The 18,416-nt window shown below is 59.8% G+C and carries 18 protein-coding genes and 1 tRNA gene; 11 read left to right on the top strand and 8 right to left on the bottom strand.

Features of this window, described 5'->3' with window-relative positions:
* Positions 1-511: 511 nt before the first annotated feature.
* Together AC3WKX_RS03040 and AC3WKX_RS03035 are read right to left on the bottom strand one after the other, a co-directional pair.
* Entirely contained in the window at positions 512-691 is a 180-nt protein-coding gene (locus AC3WKX_RS03040; protein ID WP_003214263.1) for a PA3371 family protein, read from the bottom strand.
* Positions 692-711: 20 nt separating this feature from the next.
* Entirely contained in the window at positions 712-939 is a 228-nt protein-coding gene (locus tag AC3WKX_RS03035) for a hypothetical protein (RefSeq protein WP_102604982.1), read from the bottom strand.
* Between the two features lie 336 nt (positions 940-1,275).
* Here AC3WKX_RS03035 and AC3WKX_RS03030 point away from each other — a divergent pair.
* Positions 1,276-1,352, top strand: a tRNA-Arg gene (locus AC3WKX_RS03030).
* A 342-nt stretch (positions 1,353-1,694) separates the two neighbouring features.
* Positions 1,695-3,077 (top strand): MFS transporter, encoded by a 1,383-nt coding sequence (locus tag AC3WKX_RS03025; protein ID WP_003214260.1) that lies wholly within the window; start codon positions 1,695-1,697, stop codon positions 3,075-3,077.
* Between the two features lie 60 nt (positions 3,078-3,137).
* Here the strand turns inward: AC3WKX_RS03025 and AC3WKX_RS03020 are convergent, their stop codons facing one another.
* From AC3WKX_RS03020 to flgA, 4 genes are all read right to left on the bottom strand, one after another.
* Positions 3,138-3,887 (bottom strand): flagellar brake protein, encoded by a 750-nt coding sequence (locus AC3WKX_RS03020; RefSeq protein ID WP_003214258.1) that lies wholly within the window; start codon positions 3,885-3,887, stop codon positions 3,138-3,140.
* Between the two features lie 95 nt (positions 3,888-3,982).
* Positions 3,983-4,450: a flagellar protein FlgN gene (gene flgN, locus AC3WKX_RS03015; protein WP_003214256.1), complete on the bottom strand. Its 468-nt coding sequence runs from the start codon at positions 4,448-4,450 to the stop codon at positions 3,983-3,985.
* A gap of 48 nt (positions 4,451-4,498) precedes the next feature.
* Entirely contained in the window at positions 4,499-4,822 is a 324-nt protein-coding gene (gene flgM, locus AC3WKX_RS03010) for a flagellar biosynthesis anti-sigma factor FlgM (protein ID WP_003214254.1), read from the bottom strand.
* Between the two features lie 142 nt (positions 4,823-4,964).
* Positions 4,965-5,729, bottom strand: coding sequence for a flagellar basal body P-ring formation chaperone FlgA (flgA, locus tag AC3WKX_RS03005; protein ID WP_032899382.1), 765 nt, complete (start codon positions 5,727-5,729; stop codon positions 4,965-4,967).
* Between the two features lie 80 nt (positions 5,730-5,809).
* Between flgA and AC3WKX_RS03000 the strand changes: the two genes are divergently transcribed.
* From AC3WKX_RS03000 to flgE, 6 genes are all read left to right on the top strand, one after another.
* A complete protein-coding gene (locus AC3WKX_RS03000; RefSeq protein ID WP_003214250.1) occupies positions 5,810-6,742 on the top strand; it encodes a chemotaxis protein CheV in 933 nt (310 codons plus the stop codon).
* A 43-nt stretch (positions 6,743-6,785) separates the two neighbouring features.
* Positions 6,786-7,613 (top strand): protein-glutamate O-methyltransferase CheR, encoded by an 828-nt coding sequence (gene cheR, locus AC3WKX_RS02995; protein ID WP_003214248.1) that lies wholly within the window; start codon positions 6,786-6,788, stop codon positions 7,611-7,613.
* Positions 7,614-7,846: 233 nt separating this feature from the next.
* Positions 7,847-8,254 (top strand): flagellar basal body rod protein FlgB, encoded by a 408-nt coding sequence (flgB, locus tag AC3WKX_RS02990; protein ID WP_003214246.1) that lies wholly within the window; start codon positions 7,847-7,849, stop codon positions 8,252-8,254.
* Between the two features lie 3 nt (positions 8,255-8,257).
* A complete protein-coding gene (gene flgC / locus AC3WKX_RS02985) occupies positions 8,258-8,710 on the top strand; it encodes a flagellar basal body rod protein FlgC (protein WP_003214244.1) in 453 nt (150 codons plus the stop codon).
* A gap of 16 nt (positions 8,711-8,726) precedes the next feature.
* Positions 8,727-9,455, top strand: coding sequence for a flagellar hook assembly protein FlgD (gene flgD / locus AC3WKX_RS02980; RefSeq protein WP_003214242.1), 729 nt, complete (start codon positions 8,727-8,729; stop codon positions 9,453-9,455).
* Between the two features lie 31 nt (positions 9,456-9,486).
* The gene (gene flgE / locus AC3WKX_RS02975; RefSeq protein WP_003214240.1) at positions 9,487-10,809 is read left to right on the top strand and encodes a flagellar hook protein FlgE; all 1,323 of its coding nucleotides are present in this window, start codon (positions 9,487-9,489) and stop codon (positions 10,807-10,809) included.
* Between the two features lie 364 nt (positions 10,810-11,173).
* Here flgE and AC3WKX_RS02970 read toward each other — a convergent pair whose 3' ends face one another.
* Entirely contained in the window at positions 11,174-14,071 is a 2,898-nt protein-coding gene (locus AC3WKX_RS02970; RefSeq protein ID WP_008435294.1) for a ribonucleoside-diphosphate reductase subunit alpha, read from the bottom strand.
* Between the two features lie 804 nt (positions 14,072-14,875).
* On the opposite strand from AC3WKX_RS02970, the gene AC3WKX_RS02965 reads away from it, so the two are divergent.
* Both AC3WKX_RS02965 and AC3WKX_RS02960 read left to right on the top strand, forming a co-directional pair.
* Positions 14,876-15,601 (top strand): response regulator, encoded by a 726-nt coding sequence (locus tag AC3WKX_RS02965; RefSeq protein WP_008435295.1) that lies wholly within the window; start codon positions 14,876-14,878, stop codon positions 15,599-15,601.
* The gene (locus tag AC3WKX_RS02960; RefSeq protein ID WP_008435298.1) at positions 15,598-17,208 is read left to right on the top strand and encodes an ATP-binding protein; all 1,611 of its coding nucleotides are present in this window, start codon (positions 15,598-15,600) and stop codon (positions 17,206-17,208) included. The genes AC3WKX_RS02965 and AC3WKX_RS02960 overlap by 4 nt, the downstream gene beginning before the upstream one ends.
* Here AC3WKX_RS02960 and AC3WKX_RS02955 read toward each other — a convergent pair.
* Entirely contained in the window at positions 17,205-17,921 is a 717-nt protein-coding gene (locus tag AC3WKX_RS02955) for a 4'-phosphopantetheinyl transferase family protein (RefSeq protein ID WP_102604981.1), read from the bottom strand. The genes AC3WKX_RS02960 and AC3WKX_RS02955 overlap by 4 nt on opposite strands.
* A gap of 180 nt (positions 17,922-18,101) precedes the next feature.
* Between AC3WKX_RS02955 and AC3WKX_RS02950 the strand changes: the two genes are divergently transcribed.
* Complete coding sequence (locus AC3WKX_RS02950) at positions 18,102-18,410, top strand: hypothetical protein (protein WP_003214230.1); 309 nt, start codon at positions 18,102-18,104, stop codon at positions 18,408-18,410.
* Positions 18,411-18,416 lie beyond the last annotated feature (6 nt).

Here is an 18,416-nt window from a genome sequence, read left to right as displayed (position 1 = left end):
AATGAGTGTCCGGATCAGCGTGGAATCACTGTCCGGATGCGCGTGGAATGGGTGTCCGAGTCAGCGTGGAATCCGCATATTTAACCGGTTAGTTCAGGGGAGCGGTTTTTGGAATTGGCCGCAAGATGCATGTTAGGACAAGGTTTGCTGCCAAATGTTCAACCTGAATTGCAAAGAGGCCGCATCATGCCTCAGATTTGCCAGTTCCTTGGCGTCAATTCTGTGACAAATATTGAACCGGCTACCGGCTTTATGCCAGTACTCATTTCAAAATTTGCGGACTGGTTGGAAAACTTTCCGCGGACGCACCCAAATGAGTGTTGAGCCCGCAGACCCTGGGCGCAAAAGGCTTTTCGGGCGCACATCCTATAGCAATATGGCCTTTTGCCCTTAACTTTAAGATTAGTGGCAAATTGCCAATTTACGAATGCGGAGCGACATATGGTCGGCTGTCCGGACGGACGAGCCGAGGCGTGGCAGCGATTTTAGCGAGGGCGACGAGCGGAGGGATTCAGCGCAGTACGGGATCGAATTTGATGCGCCGACCAATGAAGACTGCCAATACCCACAGGCTGCCAAACACGCCGGCGGCGACGAAGGAGACTGTCTGTACGTCTTGCGACAATACGTTCAGGCCGAGGCCGGCGGCGGCCAGTGCCAGGGTCAGAAACAGCCAGGCGGACTTGTTCATGGAATGCTCCGGTAAGCGGTTCAGAAAACCCAGTGTTCAGCGGCAGGAGCAGCTTGAGTGCCCTGGGTCAGTTGCAGTGGGGATTGCATGTTCGGCTTCATGACAGCCAGTTGCGGGCGCTGCTGCAGGTGATGGGGAATCGCCTGGCTGACCTGCGCGGCGTCGTCGGAAGTGGTGGACTGAAAATGGAACATCACCAGCGCAGCCAGTGCAACGGTATTGAGGGCTAGTAGAAGTGCGCTGTTCATGTGCATGTTCTCCGCAGATGGCTGGGCCGGACTGTATTTGTAGGATAAAGGATTGCAGGTGTCGTGCCAGTCTTTAATTGACAATAAATCCTTTAAAATCATACATTTATATAGCGTCCAGATTGCCATGCTGTTGCAATTTGCAATGATGGCATTTTGGGGGAGTGCATTTTGCACGATGGTCCGAACCGTCCGTAATCGTTGAGCGGAATACCACCGGCTGTCACTGGCATGGGCCTACACTCAAAAAGCCAACGGACGACATGACAAAATTCACCTGCGCCGTTAACATGCACGCCGTCCGTCGCCGTGCCCATCGCCGGTTGGCTGTCATTAGTCCCAGTAGCTCAATTGGATAGAGCATCCCCCTCCTAAGGGGAAGGTTGGCCGTTCGAACCGGCCCTGGGACACCACTTCACCGTTGCTGCCCATGCGGCCTCGACGTCCGCAAGCCCCGATCAGATTTATCTGGCGGGGCTTTTTTGTGGCCGGGCGTTTGAGTGCGGCAGACTTTTCAAACACCAACCGAACCTTGCCCGCGTTTGAGGTTCACACGGGAGGCAAGAACGGGGCGGCGCAAGTATTCGTCTGCATCGTGTACCTCGCGGGTGACTGGCGAGCGTCTGACACGTAGCCAATTGGCATGAGCAAAATATTCCCCGGCAACCGCATGTTTTGGCTGTCCGGACCCGACGACCCGGGACTATCATTCCGGTAGTCCTGACACCCACAGCAAGGAGCCGCTCGGAACGCCGATGCGCCAGATCTGGAAACCTTTTCGAGCCCTTTATTTTGCTTCCCTGATGATGCTGATCGGCTCTGGCCTGCTCAGTACTTACCTGGCCTTGCGCCTGGCGGCAGATCACGTCGACAGCCTGTGGGTCGGTGCGTTGATGGCCGCCAACTATTTTGGCCTGGTGTTGGGGGGCAAGATCGGTCACCGCCTGATTGGCCGCGTCGGGCATATCCGGGCCTACGCCACCTGTGCCGGGATCGTCGGCGCGGCGGTGTTGGGCCACGGGCTGATCAACTGGCTGCCAGCCTGGATTGTGCTGCGGATGATTGTCGGCCTGGGCATGATGTGCCAGTACATGGTCATCGAGAGCTGGCTTAACGAACAGGCTGAAGCCAAGCAACGCGGTGCGGTGTTCAGCGGCTATATGATCGCCTCGTACCTGGGCCTGGTGCTGGGCCAGTTGATCCTTGTGATGCACCCGCAGTTGGGGCTTGAGTTGCTGATGCTGGTCGCGCTGTGTTTTGCGCTGTGCCTGGTGCCGGTGGCCATGACTCGCCGTATTCACCCGGCGCCGCTGCATCCAGCGCCGATGGAGCCGCGCTTCTTTATCAAGCGGGTGCCGCAGTCCCTCAGTACGGTGTTGGGGGCCGGGCTGATCGTCGGCTCGTTCTACGGCTTGGCGCCGCTGTACGCGTCTCAGCAAGGGCTGACCACCGAGCAGGTCGGCCTGTTCATGGGTAGCTGCATTTTCGCCGGGCTGTTGGTGCAGTGGCCATTGGGCTGGCTGTCCGATCGATATGACCGCGCGCTGTTGATTCGCTGTTTCGCCTTGTGCTTGGCGGTGGCCGCGTTGCCGTTGGCGATCATGACCCAGGTACCACTGGAAGTGCTGTTCGTCGCGGGCTTTCTCTGTTCCCTGGTGCAGTTCTGCCTGTACCCGCTGGCCGTGGCGTTTTCCAACGACCACGTCGAGGGTGATCGCCGGGTGTCGCTCACTGCGATGTTGCTGGTGACCTACGGCATCGGCGCCAGTGTCGGCCCGCTGTTGGCCGGTGTGGTGATGAAGCTGTTCGGCAGCCATATGCTGTATGCGTTTTTCAGCGTGTGTGCATTGATCCTGGTGTGGCGCATCCGGCCCAAGGCGGTCACCAACCTGCATCAGGTGGACGACGCACCGCTGCATCACGTGGCGATGCCCGACAGCATGTCCAGTTCGCCCCTGGTAGCATGCCTCGATCCGCGAGTGGACGAACAGGTGGTGCAGGACCAGATGCAGACCGCCGTTGTGGATCCCGAGCCGGAAGTCGATCCCGAACTGGATCAGCCGGAGCCTGTCACCGAGCCACCAGAGCATCCGGACCCGGATGATCACCCCCATGACTTGAGCAGGGCGCGCCCCTGAAAGCAAAAACGGGCAGCCCCCTTGAGGGACTGCCCGTTTTTTTGTCGCGACCTTTATTGTTTAAAGGTCGTCGTCCTTGTCAAACCGCCGCGCTTCACGCTGCAGTTGATACACAAACCGCTCGACCTGACGCTGCACCAGCCCGCTCATGTTATGAAAACGTAGGCCGGCGAAGGTGGTGTTGATCCTTTCTTCGAAGTGCAGGTAACGCAGTTCTACCGAGGTGGTCATGCTGCCAAAGGGTAGCGCGGCGATAAATCGGTCGTAGACCTGGCCCAGTTGCAGGCGCTCGGAAATATCCCCTTCGAAGCGCAATTTGCAGCCGGTGGCGGAAATATCCAGCAACTTGCCGCTGATGGGGGCCTTGAGTTTGTCGCCGCCCAGTTCGACGCTCACCAGTTGCGCCAGCTTCAACGCCGCGCGGAAGGCGTTGCGACGCTGATGGTAAATCACCTCGCCAGGCATGCTGCCGCGGTAAATACGATGGCCGCCGGCTTCATCGAGGGTCAGGGTGCCGTTGCTTTCCCAGGCTACCCGCACCCCCTCGTGAAAACCTTCGATCCGGAAAGCTTCGCCATTCTCGAGGTAGCGTTCGCCGTCGCGCGGGACCATTTCGTCCAGGGCCAGTGTCTTGCTGTCCCGGTCGATTTCCACCAGGTAGCTTTGAAACCGCTGGTTGCGTTCATGGAAGGTGATGATCAGCGGATCATGGCTTTCTTGCAGCATCCGCAAGGTGCCAGCGATTTCCAGCGGCGTGGTGAGTACCTTGGGTGGCTGCGGAGCATCTTCCGCGTTAAGGGTGTTGAACACGGTTCTTCCATCTCCAGACAAAATACGACTACACGCAAGTGATGTCATTTTGCCAGTATGTGGCGCGACTTGGATAGGGCGCGCTCAAACTGGTTTCAGGCTTGGCTGCGGGTGCTTGGCTTGGCCAGGCGTGAGGTGGAGCCTTGAGCGTTGTAGAGAGCCGGAGGCTCGCCGCCGTGGAGGATACGCAACTGATTGGCGGTCGTGGCTTGCTGAAGCTGGATGGCCTGGCCGTTGAGGAGGTTGGTTTCCTGGCACAGGGTCAGCAACTGGTTGAGTTCTTTGCTCTGGGCCAGCAACTGGTCGCCCACCGTGGAGTGGCTGGCGAGTTGTTCCAGGCCCTTGTGGTCGGCCGTGAGGCCCAGGCTGATCAGAATCTGGCTGCGCTTCTTGCCGTGCTGTTCCAGCAGGACGATCAGCGATTGCTTGCGCGCCAGGATTTCTTCCAGCATGCGCATGTCCCGGCCGTACAGGGCCAGTGATTCTTCTCGAAGGAGCTCCAGCAGCTGCTGTGCGGGAGGCAGGTCTTCAATGATCAGTTGTAGCAAGTTTTCGTCGTGCATGGCTGGCCTTGGGGTTTAAGCGTCCAAAAGCCTGGCGCAGGCCTTTGCCTAGCGCTCGGCTTCGAAGTTAAGCAGTTTGCTGGCTACACGGTTGCTGTCGACCTTATAGCTGCCATCGGCAATCGCCTGTTTCAATTCGGCCACACGGGCTTTATTGACAACTGGCTGATCGCTCAGCGAGTCAGTGACCTTCTGCAACTGTTGAGCCTCATTGCTCAGGTGTACCGATTCCCCGCTTTGGCTCGCACCGGCCTGTTCTGTCTTGGCAGGCAGAGGCTGGGACTTGGCTTCAACGCTGTCTTTGGCACCGTTGGTGCGCGAAGAACCGGGCGTTGGCAGGGCGTTATTCAAACGACTGAAATCGATGACCATGTTAAAAAAACCTCTGGGTATTTGGACGCTTGCCATGTTTTCGGCCATACCCGGACAAACTTTAGGCTCGATTGACAATAAACCTATGCGCGATGCCGCTTTGCGCACAGTGTAGGAAAAGCTGGCGTCCGATGCCAGTGATCTATAAAGCCACCTCAACCTGCCCCGGCGCAGTCACCCGGGCCTTGATCACGCGGTTGGAATTCAGGTTCTTGACGCGAATCTGTTCACTCATGCCGCCGTTGGACAGGGCTTCCCCCGGCATTTTTACATTCAGGCCACCGCTGCTGGCGGAAATCACCACCTGGTCACCTTTGCGCACGACTTCGGCCTGCTCGAGATGGACCAGGGTAATCACCTGGTCAGCAACCATTGGTCGGGTAAGTTTCTGCCCGAGTGCCTGGTCAAGGGACGTGAGGTAGCTCTGGGTGATCATGCTGATGTCGCGCTCGCGCATCGCGACGTCATCATAACCAATGATTCCGGTACGTTTCAGCGGGCGCGTCACCACCACCACTTCGCGAAACAGTTTGACTTGGGCGGGCACGAACACCGTCCAGGGCGAGGCGCCTTCGCAGCGCACTTTCACGGTCACGCGCCCGATGGGCTGGGCGGGGCTTTCCAGGGAAGCTGTCAATTCTCTGTCGCACATGGGCATGCGCAGGCGCGGATCCAGCTGGTTGACCTGGATTTCGTAGCGGCCCGGTGTCTGCGTCGTGGCCAGATAATCTTCTACAGTGAACTCAAGAAAGCCTTGAGTGACGCCGATAAGCAGATCAGGCAAGGTGACGTTATCGGCGCGGGCCGGCTGGCCCGTAGCCAAGGCAAGCAACGCCATCGAGACGCAGAGCAATCTGCGGTACTGTGGGGATCGGAGGCGTCGGGAAACTGTCGTTTTGATGTCCATGGCCAATAAAAAAGCAAAGCTCGTGCCGTTTAGTGTTGGGTACGCGTCGTACCCCTAAGTTTTAGCGTAGGAGTCTGGGCATGGCCGGTGTAATGGATTCAGTGAACCAGCGCACACAGCTGGTGGGGCAGAATCGCCTGGAGTTGCTGTTGTTCCGTCTGGACGGCAAGCAGCTGTACGGGATTAATGTCTTCAAGGTTCGCGAAGTGTTGCAGTGTCCCAAGCTGACAATAATGCCCAAGTCCAGCCCGGTGGTTTGCGGTGTGGCCAACATTCGTGGCGCGACCATCCCGATTCTTGACCTGGCAATGGCCACCGGTTCGGCGGGATTGCAGGACCGCGAGAGCCCGTTCGTGATCATTACCGAGTACAACACCAAGACCCAGGGTTTCCTGGTGCGCTCGGTGGAGCGCATCGTCAACATGAACTGGGAAGAGATCCATCCGCCGCCCAAGGGCACCGGTCGCGATCACTACCTCACGGCGGTGACGCGGGTCGACAACCAGTTGGTGGAAATCATCGACGTGGAGAAAATCCTCGCCGAAGTGGCCCCGACCTCCGAGGCGATATCGGTGGGTGTGGTAGACGCCGAAACCGCGCACAAGGCGATCTCACTGCGGGTGCTGACGGTGGACGATTCTTCGGTTGCGCGCAAGCAGGTGTCCCGTTGCCTGCAGACCGTTGGGGTCGAAGTGGTCGCGCTCAATGACGGTCGCCAGGCCCTGGATTACCTGCGCAAGCTGGTGGATGAGGGCAAGAAGCCGGAAGAAGAATTCCTGATGATGATCTCCGACATCGAGATGCCGGAAATGGACGGCTACACCCTCACGGCCGAGATACGCAACGACCCACGCATGCAAAAACTACATATCATCCTGCATACTTCGTTGTCGGGTGTATTCAATCAGGCGATGGTCAAGAAGGTCGGTGCCGATGACTTCCTGGCCAAATTCCGCCCTGATGACCTGGCATCCCGGGTAGTCGACCGGATCAAGGCAGCAGATCACGGCTAGGGGCCTTTTCCCTGGCGGTCACACGATTTAAGAGGCGGTATCATTGTCTACGGGTAATTTGGATTTCGAACAGTTCCGGGTCTTCCTGGAAAAGGCCTGTGGCATATTGCTCGGTGAAAACAAGCAGTACCTGGTATCCAGCCGTCTCAACAAACTGATGGAGCAGCAAGGCATCAAGTCCCTCGGGGAGTTGGTGCAACGGATCCAGGGCCAGCCACGCAGCGGGCTCAAGGAGATGGTGGTCGACGCCATGACCACCAACGAAACCTTGTGGTTTCGCGATACCTATCCGTTTGAAGTGCTCAAGAACAAGGTGCTGCCCGAGGCGATCAAGGCCGCTCCCGGCCAGCGCCTGCGCATCTGGTCGGCGGCCTGTTCGTCGGGACAGGAACCGTATTCGATTTCGATGGCCATCGATGAGTTCGAGCGGACCAACATGGGCCAGTTGAAGGCCGGGGCGCAAATCGTGGCCACGGATTTGTCCGGCACCATGCTCACCAACTGCAAGACCGGCGAGTACGACAGCCTGGCGCTGGGGCGCGGGTTGTCCCAGGAGCGCTTGCAGCGTTTCTTCGATCCCAAGGGAGCAGGGCGTTGGGCGGTCAAGGCGCCGATCAAGAGCCGGGTGGAGTTTCGTTCGTTCAACCTGCTGGACAGTTATGCCAGCCTGGGCAAGTTCGACATGGTGTTTTGCCGCAACGTGCTGATCTACTTCTCGGCCGAGGTGAAGAAAGACATTCTGTTGCGCATCCACGGCACCCTCAAGCGTGGCGGTTATCTGTTCCTGGGGGCTTCCGAGGCGCTGAACGGTTTGCCGGATCATTACCAGATGGTGCAGTGCAGTCCTGGAATCATTTACCAGGCCAAGTGATGAGTGCTTGGACAAAAAGGGAGGCCTGCACAGGCCTCCCTTTTTTATGGCCGCAAAGCGGCAAGCCCTCATTGCCGCTTTACTGGCGTTTCGCGGAAACCCTTTGCCGCTTTTCTGGCATTGCCGCCGGCAATTCCCTCTCAAACCCTTGATTTACGGGGCTCAAGCAACTTGGCATGGCCCTTGCTAAATCCTTGTTACGAAAAGCAGGTCAGCCCCTAAAGGTTTCCGCCATGAGCATCAGCTTCGATAAAGCGCTCGGTATCCACGAACAAGCACTGGGCTTTCGCGCCCAGCGTGCCGAAGTCCTGGCCAACAACATCGCCAACGCCGACACCCCGAACTACAAGGCTCGGGACCTGGACTTCTCTGCCGTGCTCGCCGCCCAGCAAGACAAGACCAAGAACGGCACCTTCGCCCTGAACATGACCAACAGCCGTCATATCGAGGCGCAAGGCCTGGGCAATGGTGACGAGTCGCTGCTGTATCGCACGCCGATGCAACCGTCGATCGACCAGAACACCGTGGACGCCCAGTTGGAGCAATCGGCCTACGCCGAGAACTCAGTGAACTTCCAGGCCAGCTTCACCCTGCTCAACAGCAAATTCAAAGGGCTGATGTCAGCCCTGCGTGGAGAATAAGCCATGTCCCTCGCCAGTGTTTTCAATATTGCCGGTAGTGGCATGAGTGCGCAGACCACGCGCCTCAACACCGTCGCCAGTAACATCGCCAACGCCGAGACCGTGTCTTCGAGCATTGACCAGACCTACCGCGCCCGGCACCCGGTGTTCGCCACCATGTTCCAGGGCGGCCAGGGCGGCCAGAGTGGCAGCGGCGATTCGCTGTTCCAGAACCAGGATGCCGCAGGCCAGGGCGTGCAGGTGCTCGGTGTGGTCGAAGACCAGAGCAACCTCGAAGCCCGCTACGAGCCGAACCACCCTGCCGCGAACGAAAAAGGGTACGTGTACTACCCCAACGTCAACGTGGTCGAGGAAATGGCCGACATGATTTCCGCCAGCCGCTCGTTCCAGACCAACGCGGAAATGATGAACACCGCCAAAACCATGATGCAGAAGGTCCTGACCCTGGGTCAGTGATAAGGGGCGCCAAATAATGGCCATTGTTGATAACAGTTCGACGAACACGGCAGTCCAGGACCTTTTTAACTCCAAGGTCAAGACGGCGACAGATAACACCAGCGTCGGTGACGCCGCCAAGTCGGCGACGGGCAACCAGGCGATGGGAAAGGACGCGTTCCTGCAATTGCTGGTGACCCAGCTGAAAAACCAGGACCCGCTGTCGCCCCAGGACAATGGCGCGTTCGTCGCACAGTTGGCGCAGTTCAGCAGTCTGGAAGGCATCAACAACCTGAATGACTCGGTGAATGCGATTTCCAGCAACTTCAGCTCCTCCCAGGCGCTGCAGGCTTCGTCGCTGGTGGGGCGTTCGGTCATCACCCAGACCGACAAGGCGATGGTGGATACCAGCAAGAGCATGACCGGTTCCGTGGCGGTGACGGCGGCGACGGGCAACGTCTCCGTCAAGATCACCGACAAGGATGGCAACGTCGTTCGCACCATCGACATGGGCGCCCAGAGCGCCGGCAACTCCAGCTTCGTCTGGGACGGCAAGACCGATGCGGGTGAGACGGCGCCACCCGGCACCTACACCTTCAATGCCACCACCAAGAATGACAAGGGTGACTCGGTGGCCCTCGCCACCTCGCTGCCGGCAACGGTGACCAGCGTAACCCTGGGCACGAACGGCGCTGAAATGGTGCTGAACCTGGCGGGCGGCCTGGGCAGTATCAAGCTGTCGCAAATTCAGACTATCGGTACATAGAGCCGGCTAAATACGGCAAAAGGAGAGAACAATGTCTTTTAACATCGGCCTTAGCGGCCTCTATGCGGCCAACAAACAACTGGACGTGACGGGCAACAACATCGCCAACGTCGCGACCACCGGCTTCAAGTCGTCCCGTGCGGAATTCGCGGATATCTACGCGGCTTCCAAGCTGGGTACCGGCCAGAACAGCATCGGCAATGGCGTGAACCTGGCGGCCGTGTCCCAGCAGTTCACCCAGGGTGACGTCAACAACAGCGGCGGCACGCTCGACATGGCGATCCAGGGCGGCGGCTTCTTCGTGCAGAAGGGCAGCGACGGTTCGCTGGAATACACCCGCAACGGTGCGTTCCGGGCCGACAAGGACGGCTACATCACCAACAACACCGGCACCTCGCGCCTGCAAGGCTACGCAGCGGATGCCGATGGCAACATCCAGAAGGGCGGCTTGACCGACCTGCAGCTCAACCTGTCGTACCTGCCACCGAAGGCTTCGAGCAAGGTGGACTCCACCAGTAACCTGAACTCCTCCGAGACGGCGATCGACCAGACGGCGCACCCGTTTGATCCGACCAAATCGGACAGCTTCACCACTCAATATTCCACCACGCTGTACGATACGCAGGGCAACGCGCATCCGATGGTGCAGTACCTGGTGAAGACCGACTCCAACACCTGGAAGTCCTACACCCTGATCGATGGGCGCAACCCTGACGGCTCGCCGATCAGCGGCACCGGTACTGACGTGAAAGCGCCAGTCGCCTCGACGCTGTCGTTTGACACCTCCGGCAAGCTGACCGGGATCGTTACCCCGCCAGCCACCGCTTCCAATACCACCCTGACCATTTCCGACTGGAAGCCGGGCGGCCTGGTCAATGGTGTCTGGACGCCTAACGGTGCGGCCGCCAACGCAGACGGCGTGGCCGTCAACATGGGGAACATCACCCAGTACAACTCCGCCACCTACCGCAACCCGCCGACCACCGATGGCTACGCCACCGGGCAAATCACCGGGCTGAAAATCGACGGCAGCGGCGTACTGTTCGCCACGTTCAGCAACCAGCAGAGCAAGGCCATCGGCCAGATCTCCCTGGCCAGCTTCAACAACGAGCAGGGCCTGCAGCCAGCCGGCGGCACCACCTGGAAAGAAACCTTCGCGTCGGGCCAGCCGGGTTTTGATACCCCGCAAGTCGGCACCCTGGGTTCGATCGTGGCCAACTCCCTGGAGAACTCCAACGTCAACCTGACCAACGAGCTGGTGGACCTGATCAAGGCCCAGAGCAACTATCAGGCGAACGCCAAGACCATCTCCACCCAAAGCACCATCATGCAGACCATCATTCAGATGACCTGATGTTGTCGCTTTAACTCGCTTTACCGAAAAGCCCCTCGCGTGAGGGGCTTTTTTTTGGACGTTCAGATAACGCCTATAGGCGGGGGCGTCACAGGCGGATACACGGCTGTCGGAACGGTACAAGGCCAACCGGGCGATATCTGGAGCGGATTCAGTCAGGGCCCTGGCGGCAACTGCATCACTGTTTCAGCGATAAAGGTCGCCATGATGCACGTCGGTCAGAAGCCCACCGATGTTTTCAAGGAGGTGAAATACCTGCGCGAATCGCGACGGTGTTGTTCCAGGCAAAAGAAAACCCCCGATACGCCGTAGGCCTATCGGGGGTTTTTCAACCTTGGGTGGTTAGACCCAGGGTGTGCTCAGCTTATTGGCAAGCTTCGCAATCCGGCTCGTCGATCGCGCAGGCTTTAGGCACTGGCGCCGGGCCGGCAGGTGCGGCGAGAACCGAATCATCACCGTGGTTGCCGCCGCTGGAAACAGCGTTCAGCTTGCCGGTGTTGATGGTCGACTTCTCGGTGCTGGTGGCAGCCAGGGCACGGAGGTAGTAAGTGGTTTTCAGGCCACGGTACCAGGCCATGCGGTAGGTCACGTCGAGCTTCTTGCCCGATGCGCCGGCGATGTACAGGTTCAGCGACTGAGCCTGGTCGATCCACTTCTGACGACGGCTGGCGGCGTCGACGATCCACTTCGTGTCCACTTCGAAGGCAGTCGCGTAGAGCTCTTTGAGTTCTTGCGGGATGCGCTCGATCTGCTGCACCGAACCGTCGTAGTACTTCAGGTCGTTGATCATGACCGAGTCCCACAGGCCGCGGGCTTTCAGGTCGCGAACCAGGTACGGGTTGATCACGGTGAATTCGCCCGACAGGTTCGATTTCACATACAGGTTCTGGTAGGTCGGTTCGATCGACTGCGACACGCCAGTGATGTTGGCGATGGTGGCGGTCGGTGCGATGGCCATGATGTTGGAGTTACGAATGCCTTTCTGCACACGGGCACGTACCGGCGCCCAGTCCAGGGATTCGTTCAGGTCAACGTCGATGTACTTCTGGCCACGTTGCTCGATCAGGATCTGTTGCGAATCCAGCGGCAAGATGCCTTTGGACCACAGCGAACCCTGGAACGTCTCGTAGGCGCCACGCTCGTCGGCCAGGTCGCAGGAAGCCTGGATCGCGTAGTAGCTGACCGCTTCCATGGACTTGTCGGCGAACTCGACTGCAGCGTCCGAACCGTAAGGAATGTGCTGCAGGTACAGCGCGTCCTGGAAGCCCATGATGCCCAGGCCGACCGGACGGTGCTTGAAGTTGGAGTTCTGCGCCTGGGGTACCGAGTAGTAGTTGATGTCGATAACGTTATCGAGCATGCGAACGGCGGTGTTCACGGTGCGTTCCAGCTTGGCGGTGTCCAGCTTGCCGTTGACGATGTGGTTCGGCAGGTTGATCGAGCCCAGGTTGCAAACGGCGATCTCGTCCTTGTTGGTGTTCAAGGTGATCTCGGTGCACAGGTTCGAGCTGTGGACCACGCCCACGTGCTGCTGCGGGCTGCGCAGGTTGCACGGGTCTTTGAAGGTCAGCCATGGGTGGCCGGTTTCAAACAGCATGGAGAGCATTTTGCGCCACAGGTCTTTGGCCTGGATGGTCTTGAACAGCTTGACCTTGCCCGGGTATTCGGTGAGGGCTTCGTAGTACTCGTAGCGCTCTTCGAAAGCCTTGCCGGTCAGGTCGTGCAGGTCCGGTACTTCGGATGGCGAGAACAGGGTCCACTTGCCGTCATCGAAGACGCGCTTCATGAACAGGTCAGGGATCCAGTTGGCGGTGTTCATGTCGTGGGTACGACGACGGTCATCACCGGTGTTCTTGCGCAGCTCGATGAACTCTTCGATGTCCATGTGCCAGGTTTCCAGGTAGGCACATACAGCGCCCTTGCGCTTGCCACCCTGGTTCACGGCTACGGCGGTGTCGTTCACTACTTTGAGGAACGGTACAACGCCCTGGGACTTGCCGTTGGTGCCCTTGATGTACGAACCCAGTGCACGCACCGGGGTCCAGTCGTTACCCAGGCCGCCGGCGAATTTGGACAGCATGGCGTTGTCGTGGATCGCGTGGTAGATGCCCGACAGGTCATCCGGCACGGTGGTCAGGTAGCAGCTGGACAGCTGTGGACGCAGGGTACCGGCGTTGAACAGGGTCGGGGTCGACGACATGTAGTCGAAGGACGACAACAGGTTGTAGAACTCGATGGCACGGTCTTCTTTCTGCTTCTCTTCGATCGCCAGGCCCATGGCCACGCGCATGAAGAACACTTGCGGCAGTTCGAAGCGGATCCCGTCCTTGTGGATGAAGTAACGGTCGTACAGGGTTTGCAGGCCCAGGTAAGTGAACTGCTGGTCGCGCTCGTGGTTGATCGCCTTGCCGAGTTTTTCCAGGTCGAAGGTGGCCAGGATCGGGTTCAGCAATTCAAATTCGATACCCTTGGCGATGTAGGCCGGCAGGGCCTTGGCGTACAGGTCGGCCATCTCGTGGTGGGTGGCGCTGTCGGCGACTTTCAGGAAGCCCAGGCCTTCGGCACGCAGGGTGTCCATCAGCAGGCGCGCGGTGACGAACGAGTAGTTCGGCTCACGCTCGACCAGGGTACGGGCGGTCATCACCAGTGCGGTGTTGACGTCGGTCAGGGCCACGCCGTCGTACAGGTTCTTCAGGGTTTCGCGCTGGATCAGGTCGCCATCGACTTCTTCCAGGCCTTCGCAGGCCTCGGTGATGATGGTGTTCAGGCGGCCGAGGTCCAGCGGTGCAAATGTACCGTCGGCCAGGGTGATGCGGATCGACGGGTGAGCTTGTACGGCAGCTTCTTCGGCCGGGGAACGTACGGCACGTTCCTTGGCGCGCGAGTCACGGTAGATCACGTAGTCGCGGGCGACTTTCTGCTCGCCGGCACGCATCAGGGCCAGTTCGACCTGGTCCTGGATTTCTTCGATGTGAATGGTGCCGCCCGATGGCATGCGACGCTTGAAGGTTGCGGTGACCTGTTCGGTCAGGCGGGCAACGGTGTCGTGGATGCGCGACGAGGCAGCAGCGGTGCCGCCTTCAACTGCAAGAAACGCTTTGGTGATCGCGACGGTGATTTTGTCATCGGTGTAAGGAACGACAGTGCCGTTACGCTTGATCACGCGCAATTGGCCGGGCGCGGTGGCGGACAGATCCAGGTTCGAATCAGCGGCCTGCGGCACGGAGCCCTGCGGGTTCTCGCGAGTTGTGTCGGTTTGCATGGGGGGTTGTCTCCACATTCTATATTTATTTGGGCACCATCACGGTGCCCACCGTTCCGTCCTGAAGCACTTACAACAGGCCAGGGGCCTGGCATAACAACTTCGGGACAGGAGGAAGGGAGCTGTTCGCGCCGCTTCCATGCCGAAGTCTTCGGTTACAAGCCTTGGGGCTCTTTACCGTATTCCTGGTGGGTGACAGTTTCGTACTGCAACACCCGTACCGTTTTCGCCTGATCGGGGCAGAAAACGGCTGCCATCCGCGTGCGCGGTTTGGTCTTCTGAAAAAGGCTTAAGTTCACCAAACAGGAGCAAGAAAGAGCTTGAGTTTCTTGTCTGATTTGTGTTTGGTCTTTTCGCTGAAAACCCTACATGTAGGGTTTTTTTGGCGACGACCTACAAGATAATGCGTTTTGGGGGGCTTAGCAACGGACTACCTGTGGATAACGCTGTGGGTAAAATGTGTATGAAACGTGGAATGGCCGTGTAGGCCGCAGTACTGCTGCATTGCGCCGTTTGTCACCGAATATTCCGAGGTAAAAACAACCGGTTGGATTTTTGCGGGCGCGAACCCTATCACAAAAAAACACGATGTCCGAACGCATTTGCGCGCTTGTGGCAGAGGGCCGGCCCGTTGCTACAATCGGCGGTTATCCATACAGTTTATGCCTCGCCTACATGACAACTGTAGGAGCGGGCTTGCCCGCGAAGGACGTCAACGATGACGCTGGAAACCTGAATAAACGCGGCGCCCTCGAGTTTTCTCGGGCAAACCCGCCCCTACAATAATTAGAACCGAGGTAACGCATGGAGCAAGAAGCCTGGCAGGTATTGATTGTCGAGGACGACGAGCGACTGGCCGAGTTGACCCGTGACTACCTGGAGAGCAACGGCTTGCGGGTGTCGGTGGAAGGCAATGGCGCCCTCGCGGCGGCGCGGATCATCGCCGAGCAGCCGGACCTGGTGATCCTCGACCTGATGTTGCCCGGTGAAGACGGCCTGAGCATTTGCCGCAAGGTGCGCGAGCGCTACGACGGGGTGATCCTGATGCTCACCGCGCGCACCGACGACATGGACCAGGTGCTGGGCCTGGACATGGGCGCCGACGATTACGTGTGCAAACCCGTGCGTCCTCGCCTGTTGCTGGCACGCATCCAGGCCCTGCTGCGGCGCAGCGAAAGCGTCGAGCCGGCACTCCCCGAAAAACAGCGGCGCCTGCAATTCGGCCCGCTGGTGGTGGACAACGCCCTGCGTGAAGCCTGGCTGCATGAGGGCGGCATCGAACTGACCAGCGCCGAATTCGACCTGCTGTGGTTGCTGGTGGCGAATGCCGGGCGGATCCTGTCCCGGGAAGAAATCTTCACCGCCTTGCGCGGCATTGGCTATGACGGCCAGGACCGCTCCATCGACGTGCGCATCTCGCGCATCCGCCCGAAAATCGGCGACGACCCGATCCACCCACGCCTGATCAAGACCATTCGCAGCAAAGGCTACCTGTTCGTCCCCGAAGCTGCGGCTGACCTGACGCCGTGAACTCAATCTTCCTGCGCATCTACGGCGGCATGTGCGCGGCGCTGATTCTGGTGGCGTTGCTCGGCGTACTGGCCTTGCACCTGCTCAATGAAGTGCGCAGCGGCCAGTACCGCGAGCGCCTGGCCCACGGCACCTTCGCGCTGATGGGCGACAACCTGCAACCCATGAGTGCCATCGAGCGCCGCCGTGCCCTGGCAGTGTGGGAGCGCTTGCTGGGTATCCCGCTGCAATTGCAGACCGTGGCCGAGGCGCACCTGGACCTGACCCAGCGTACCCGTCTGCAACGCGGCCAGGTGTTGGTGGAGCAAACCGGGCCTCATGCGGCCAGGGTACTGCGCTTGGTCAGTGACCAGGAGCAACTGTTGCTGACCGGTGAGGTGCAGCAAATCAGCGAACAACTGGCCCGCGCGACGATTTACCTGCTGGCCGATGAGCTGGTGCGTTTCCCGGTGGCGGAGCAACCGCAGAAACTCGCAGACCTGAAGGAAGCCAAGGGCTTTGGTTTCGAGATGCACCTGGTGATGCTCAATCAGGCTGATATGGACGAAGACCAGCGCCGCCGCGTGTCCGAAGGCGATACCGTGATGGCCCTGGGCAAGGGCGGGGATTCGATCCGGGTATTTGCCGGCATGGTCGGCACGCCGTGGGTCCTGGAAATCGGCCCGCTGTATCAGATGAATCCGTACCCGGCGCAATGGCTGATCCTGATTGCGCTGATCAGCCTGACCTTGATCGGCTTGATCGTCTATTTATTGGTGCGCCAGCTGGAGCGGCGTCTGAGTGGCCTGGAAGCCGCCGCCACGCGCATCGCCAAAGGCAGCCTGGAAGTGCGGGTGCCGGCCCGCGGCGCCGATTCGGTGGGGCGCCTGGCGGCAGCGTTCAATGGCATGGCCGAGCACCTGCAACGCCTGTTGGCAATTCAGCGCGAACTGGTGCGGGCGGTGTCCCACGAACTGCGCACCCCGGTGGCGCGCCTGCGGTTCGGCCTGGAGATGATCGGCGACGCGGCCACGCCTGAAGCGCGGCGCAAGTATATGGAGGGCATGGACAGCGACATCCAGGACCTCGATGGCCTGGTGGACGAAATGCTCACCTACGCGCGGCTGGAACAGGGGGCGCCGGCACTGAATTTCCAGCGGGTCGACCTCAATGCGTTGCTGGATCAGGTGATTGATGAACTGTCACCGCTGCGCCCGGAAATCAACGTGGCGCGGGGCATCTGCCTGTCCTCGGCGCATTGGGATGATGCATGGGTGGAGGCCGAGCCGCGCTACCTGCACCGTGCCCTGCAAAACCTGGTGAGCAACGCCATGCGCCACGCCCAGGGGCAGGTGCTGATCAGTTACCAGGTGGGCCAGGTGCGTTGCCGCATCGACGTGGAAGACGACGGGCCGGGCGTACCGGAAAGTGCCTGGGAGCGGATTTTCACGCCGTTCCTGCGCCTGGATGACAGCCGGACCCGCGCGTCGGGTGGGCACGGCCTGGGGTTATCCATTGTGCGGCGGATCATCTATTGGCACGGCGGCCGGGCGTTGATCAGCAAGAGCAACAATCTGGGTGGCGCGTGTTTCAGCCTGAGTTGGCCACGGGATCAGGAGAAGGTCTAGGCCTGGACGGCCACCAGGCTCAACAACTGCCCCTCATCCACCGCAAACTGCGCCTCCAGTTCCTTGCCATGGCACCATTCTGCGGACAGGTCCGTCAGCAACCGCAGCCGCGCATGGCCGGTATCCGACCACTCCAGCAACTCGGCATGCTCAAAATAAAAGCGCTTCTGCACGATCGGGTAGAGCGCCTTGAACAGGCTCTCTTTCGCCGAAAACGTCAGCGTCACCAGTTGTGCAACCTGCTCCCGCGGCCCGGCGGCCATGCGCAGCAATTCATCCGGAGTGAGAATTTCCCCGGCCAGGCGTTCCGCCCGCTCCAGGGGCAGCAGGTTCTCCAGGTCCATCCCCAGCCCGCGCCACTGTGTCTTGTGGGCGACGATGGCCGCTGCATGGCCGGTGCTGTGGGTGATCGAACCGCTGATGTGCGCGGGCCAGACCGGCGCGCGGTCCTCGCCGATCGCCGGCACGCAATCCAGCCCGTCCAGCTGTTGCAGGGCCGCGCGGGCGCACAGGCGACCGGCCAGGAACTCCGCCTGCCGCTTGGCCACCGAACGCTGGATGCTCGCGGGTGGCGGCACGGCGCTGCGCTGGAAATCGCCGATGGTCAGCAGGGCCGGGTCAAAACGGGTGCTCAGCAAGACCGTGCCGGGCAAGGCATCGGGCAACGGCCAATGGGCGTCAAGTGGGGTGCAGCAGGCGGGTAGGGAATTCATGCCGGGTATTTTGCCGAGTTGCAGGGCCGCTGGATAGCCTGCGGCCGGGGATACGTAAATAACTCTTTACACAGTAGCCGGCCTCGGTTCAGCCCAGGTTCAGAGAGTGTTCAGGGGGAGTTCAGGGGCGTCTGCGTAGTCTGGCCCCGTACCCAAAGCCCAAGCGTATGAGGTAGCACCATGACTGCGATCAAGAAGCTGATGTTGGCCTTAACCATGCTCAGCGCCACCGCTGGCGTCCAGGCCTCTGATTCGAGTTTCGCGGGTTTCTCCAAGGAGAAGAGCAAAAAGCCCTACAGCCTTCTCCAGCGGGTGAGCTTCGAAGATGCCGGTGAACAGGCGGCTCCATGGGGCCAGTCCCTGGGCCAGCACACCCCGCAGTCAGACTATCGCGTGGGCAACGAAAACCTGTCAGGTCACTTCAACGGCAGTAAATTGCGCCAGCAAGACCTGCAGGGCCGCTATGATATACCCCAGTTGGAAAGTTGATTTGCC

Source organism: Pseudomonas sp. GP01-A4 (assembly GCF_058780865.1).
This window is presented reverse-complemented; position numbering and strand designations above follow the sequence as displayed.

Excerpts from the sequence above, each read along its gene's own strand:
- AC3WKX_RS03040 (WP_003214263.1), bottom strand. The coding sequence starts at position 691 with ATGAACAAGTCCGCCTGGCTGTTTCTGACCCTGGCACTGGCCGCCGCC.
- AC3WKX_RS03035 (WP_102604982.1), bottom strand. The coding sequence starts at position 939 with ATGAACAGCGCACTTCTACTAGCCCTCAATACCGTTGCACTGGCTGCG.
- AC3WKX_RS03025 (WP_003214260.1), top strand. The coding sequence starts at position 1,695 with ATGCGCCAGATCTGGAAACCTTTTCGAGCCCTTTATTTTGCTTCCCTG.
- flgN (WP_003214256.1), bottom strand. The coding sequence starts at position 4,450 with ATGCACGACGAAAACTTGCTACAACTGATCATTGAAGACCTGCCTCCC.
- flgM (WP_003214254.1), bottom strand. The coding sequence starts at position 4,822 with ATGGTCATCGATTTCAGTCGTTTGAATAACGCCCTGCCAACGCCCGGT.
- flgA (WP_032899382.1), bottom strand. The coding sequence starts at position 5,729 with ATGGACATCAAAACGACAGTTTCCCGACGCCTCCGATCCCCACAGTAC.
- AC3WKX_RS03000 (WP_003214250.1), top strand. The coding sequence starts at position 5,810 with ATGGCCGGTGTAATGGATTCAGTGAACCAGCGCACACAGCTGGTGGGG.
- flgB (WP_003214246.1), top strand. The coding sequence starts at position 7,847 with ATGAGCATCAGCTTCGATAAAGCGCTCGGTATCCACGAACAAGCACTG.
- flgC (WP_003214244.1), top strand. The coding sequence starts at position 8,258 with ATGTCCCTCGCCAGTGTTTTCAATATTGCCGGTAGTGGCATGAGTGCG.
- flgD (WP_003214242.1), top strand. The coding sequence starts at position 8,727 with ATGGCCATTGTTGATAACAGTTCGACGAACACGGCAGTCCAGGACCTT.
- flgE (WP_003214240.1), top strand. The coding sequence starts at position 9,487 with ATGTCTTTTAACATCGGCCTTAGCGGCCTCTATGCGGCCAACAAACAA.
- AC3WKX_RS02970 (WP_008435294.1), bottom strand. The coding sequence starts at position 14,071 with ATGCAAACCGACACAACTCGCGAGAACCCGCAGGGCTCCGTGCCGCAG.
- AC3WKX_RS02965 (WP_008435295.1), top strand. The coding sequence starts at position 14,876 with ATGGAGCAAGAAGCCTGGCAGGTATTGATTGTCGAGGACGACGAGCGA.
- AC3WKX_RS02955 (WP_102604981.1), bottom strand. The coding sequence starts at position 17,921 with ATGAATTCCCTACCCGCCTGCTGCACCCCACTTGACGCCCATTGGCCG.
- AC3WKX_RS02950 (WP_003214230.1), top strand. The coding sequence starts at position 18,102 with ATGACTGCGATCAAGAAGCTGATGTTGGCCTTAACCATGCTCAGCGCC.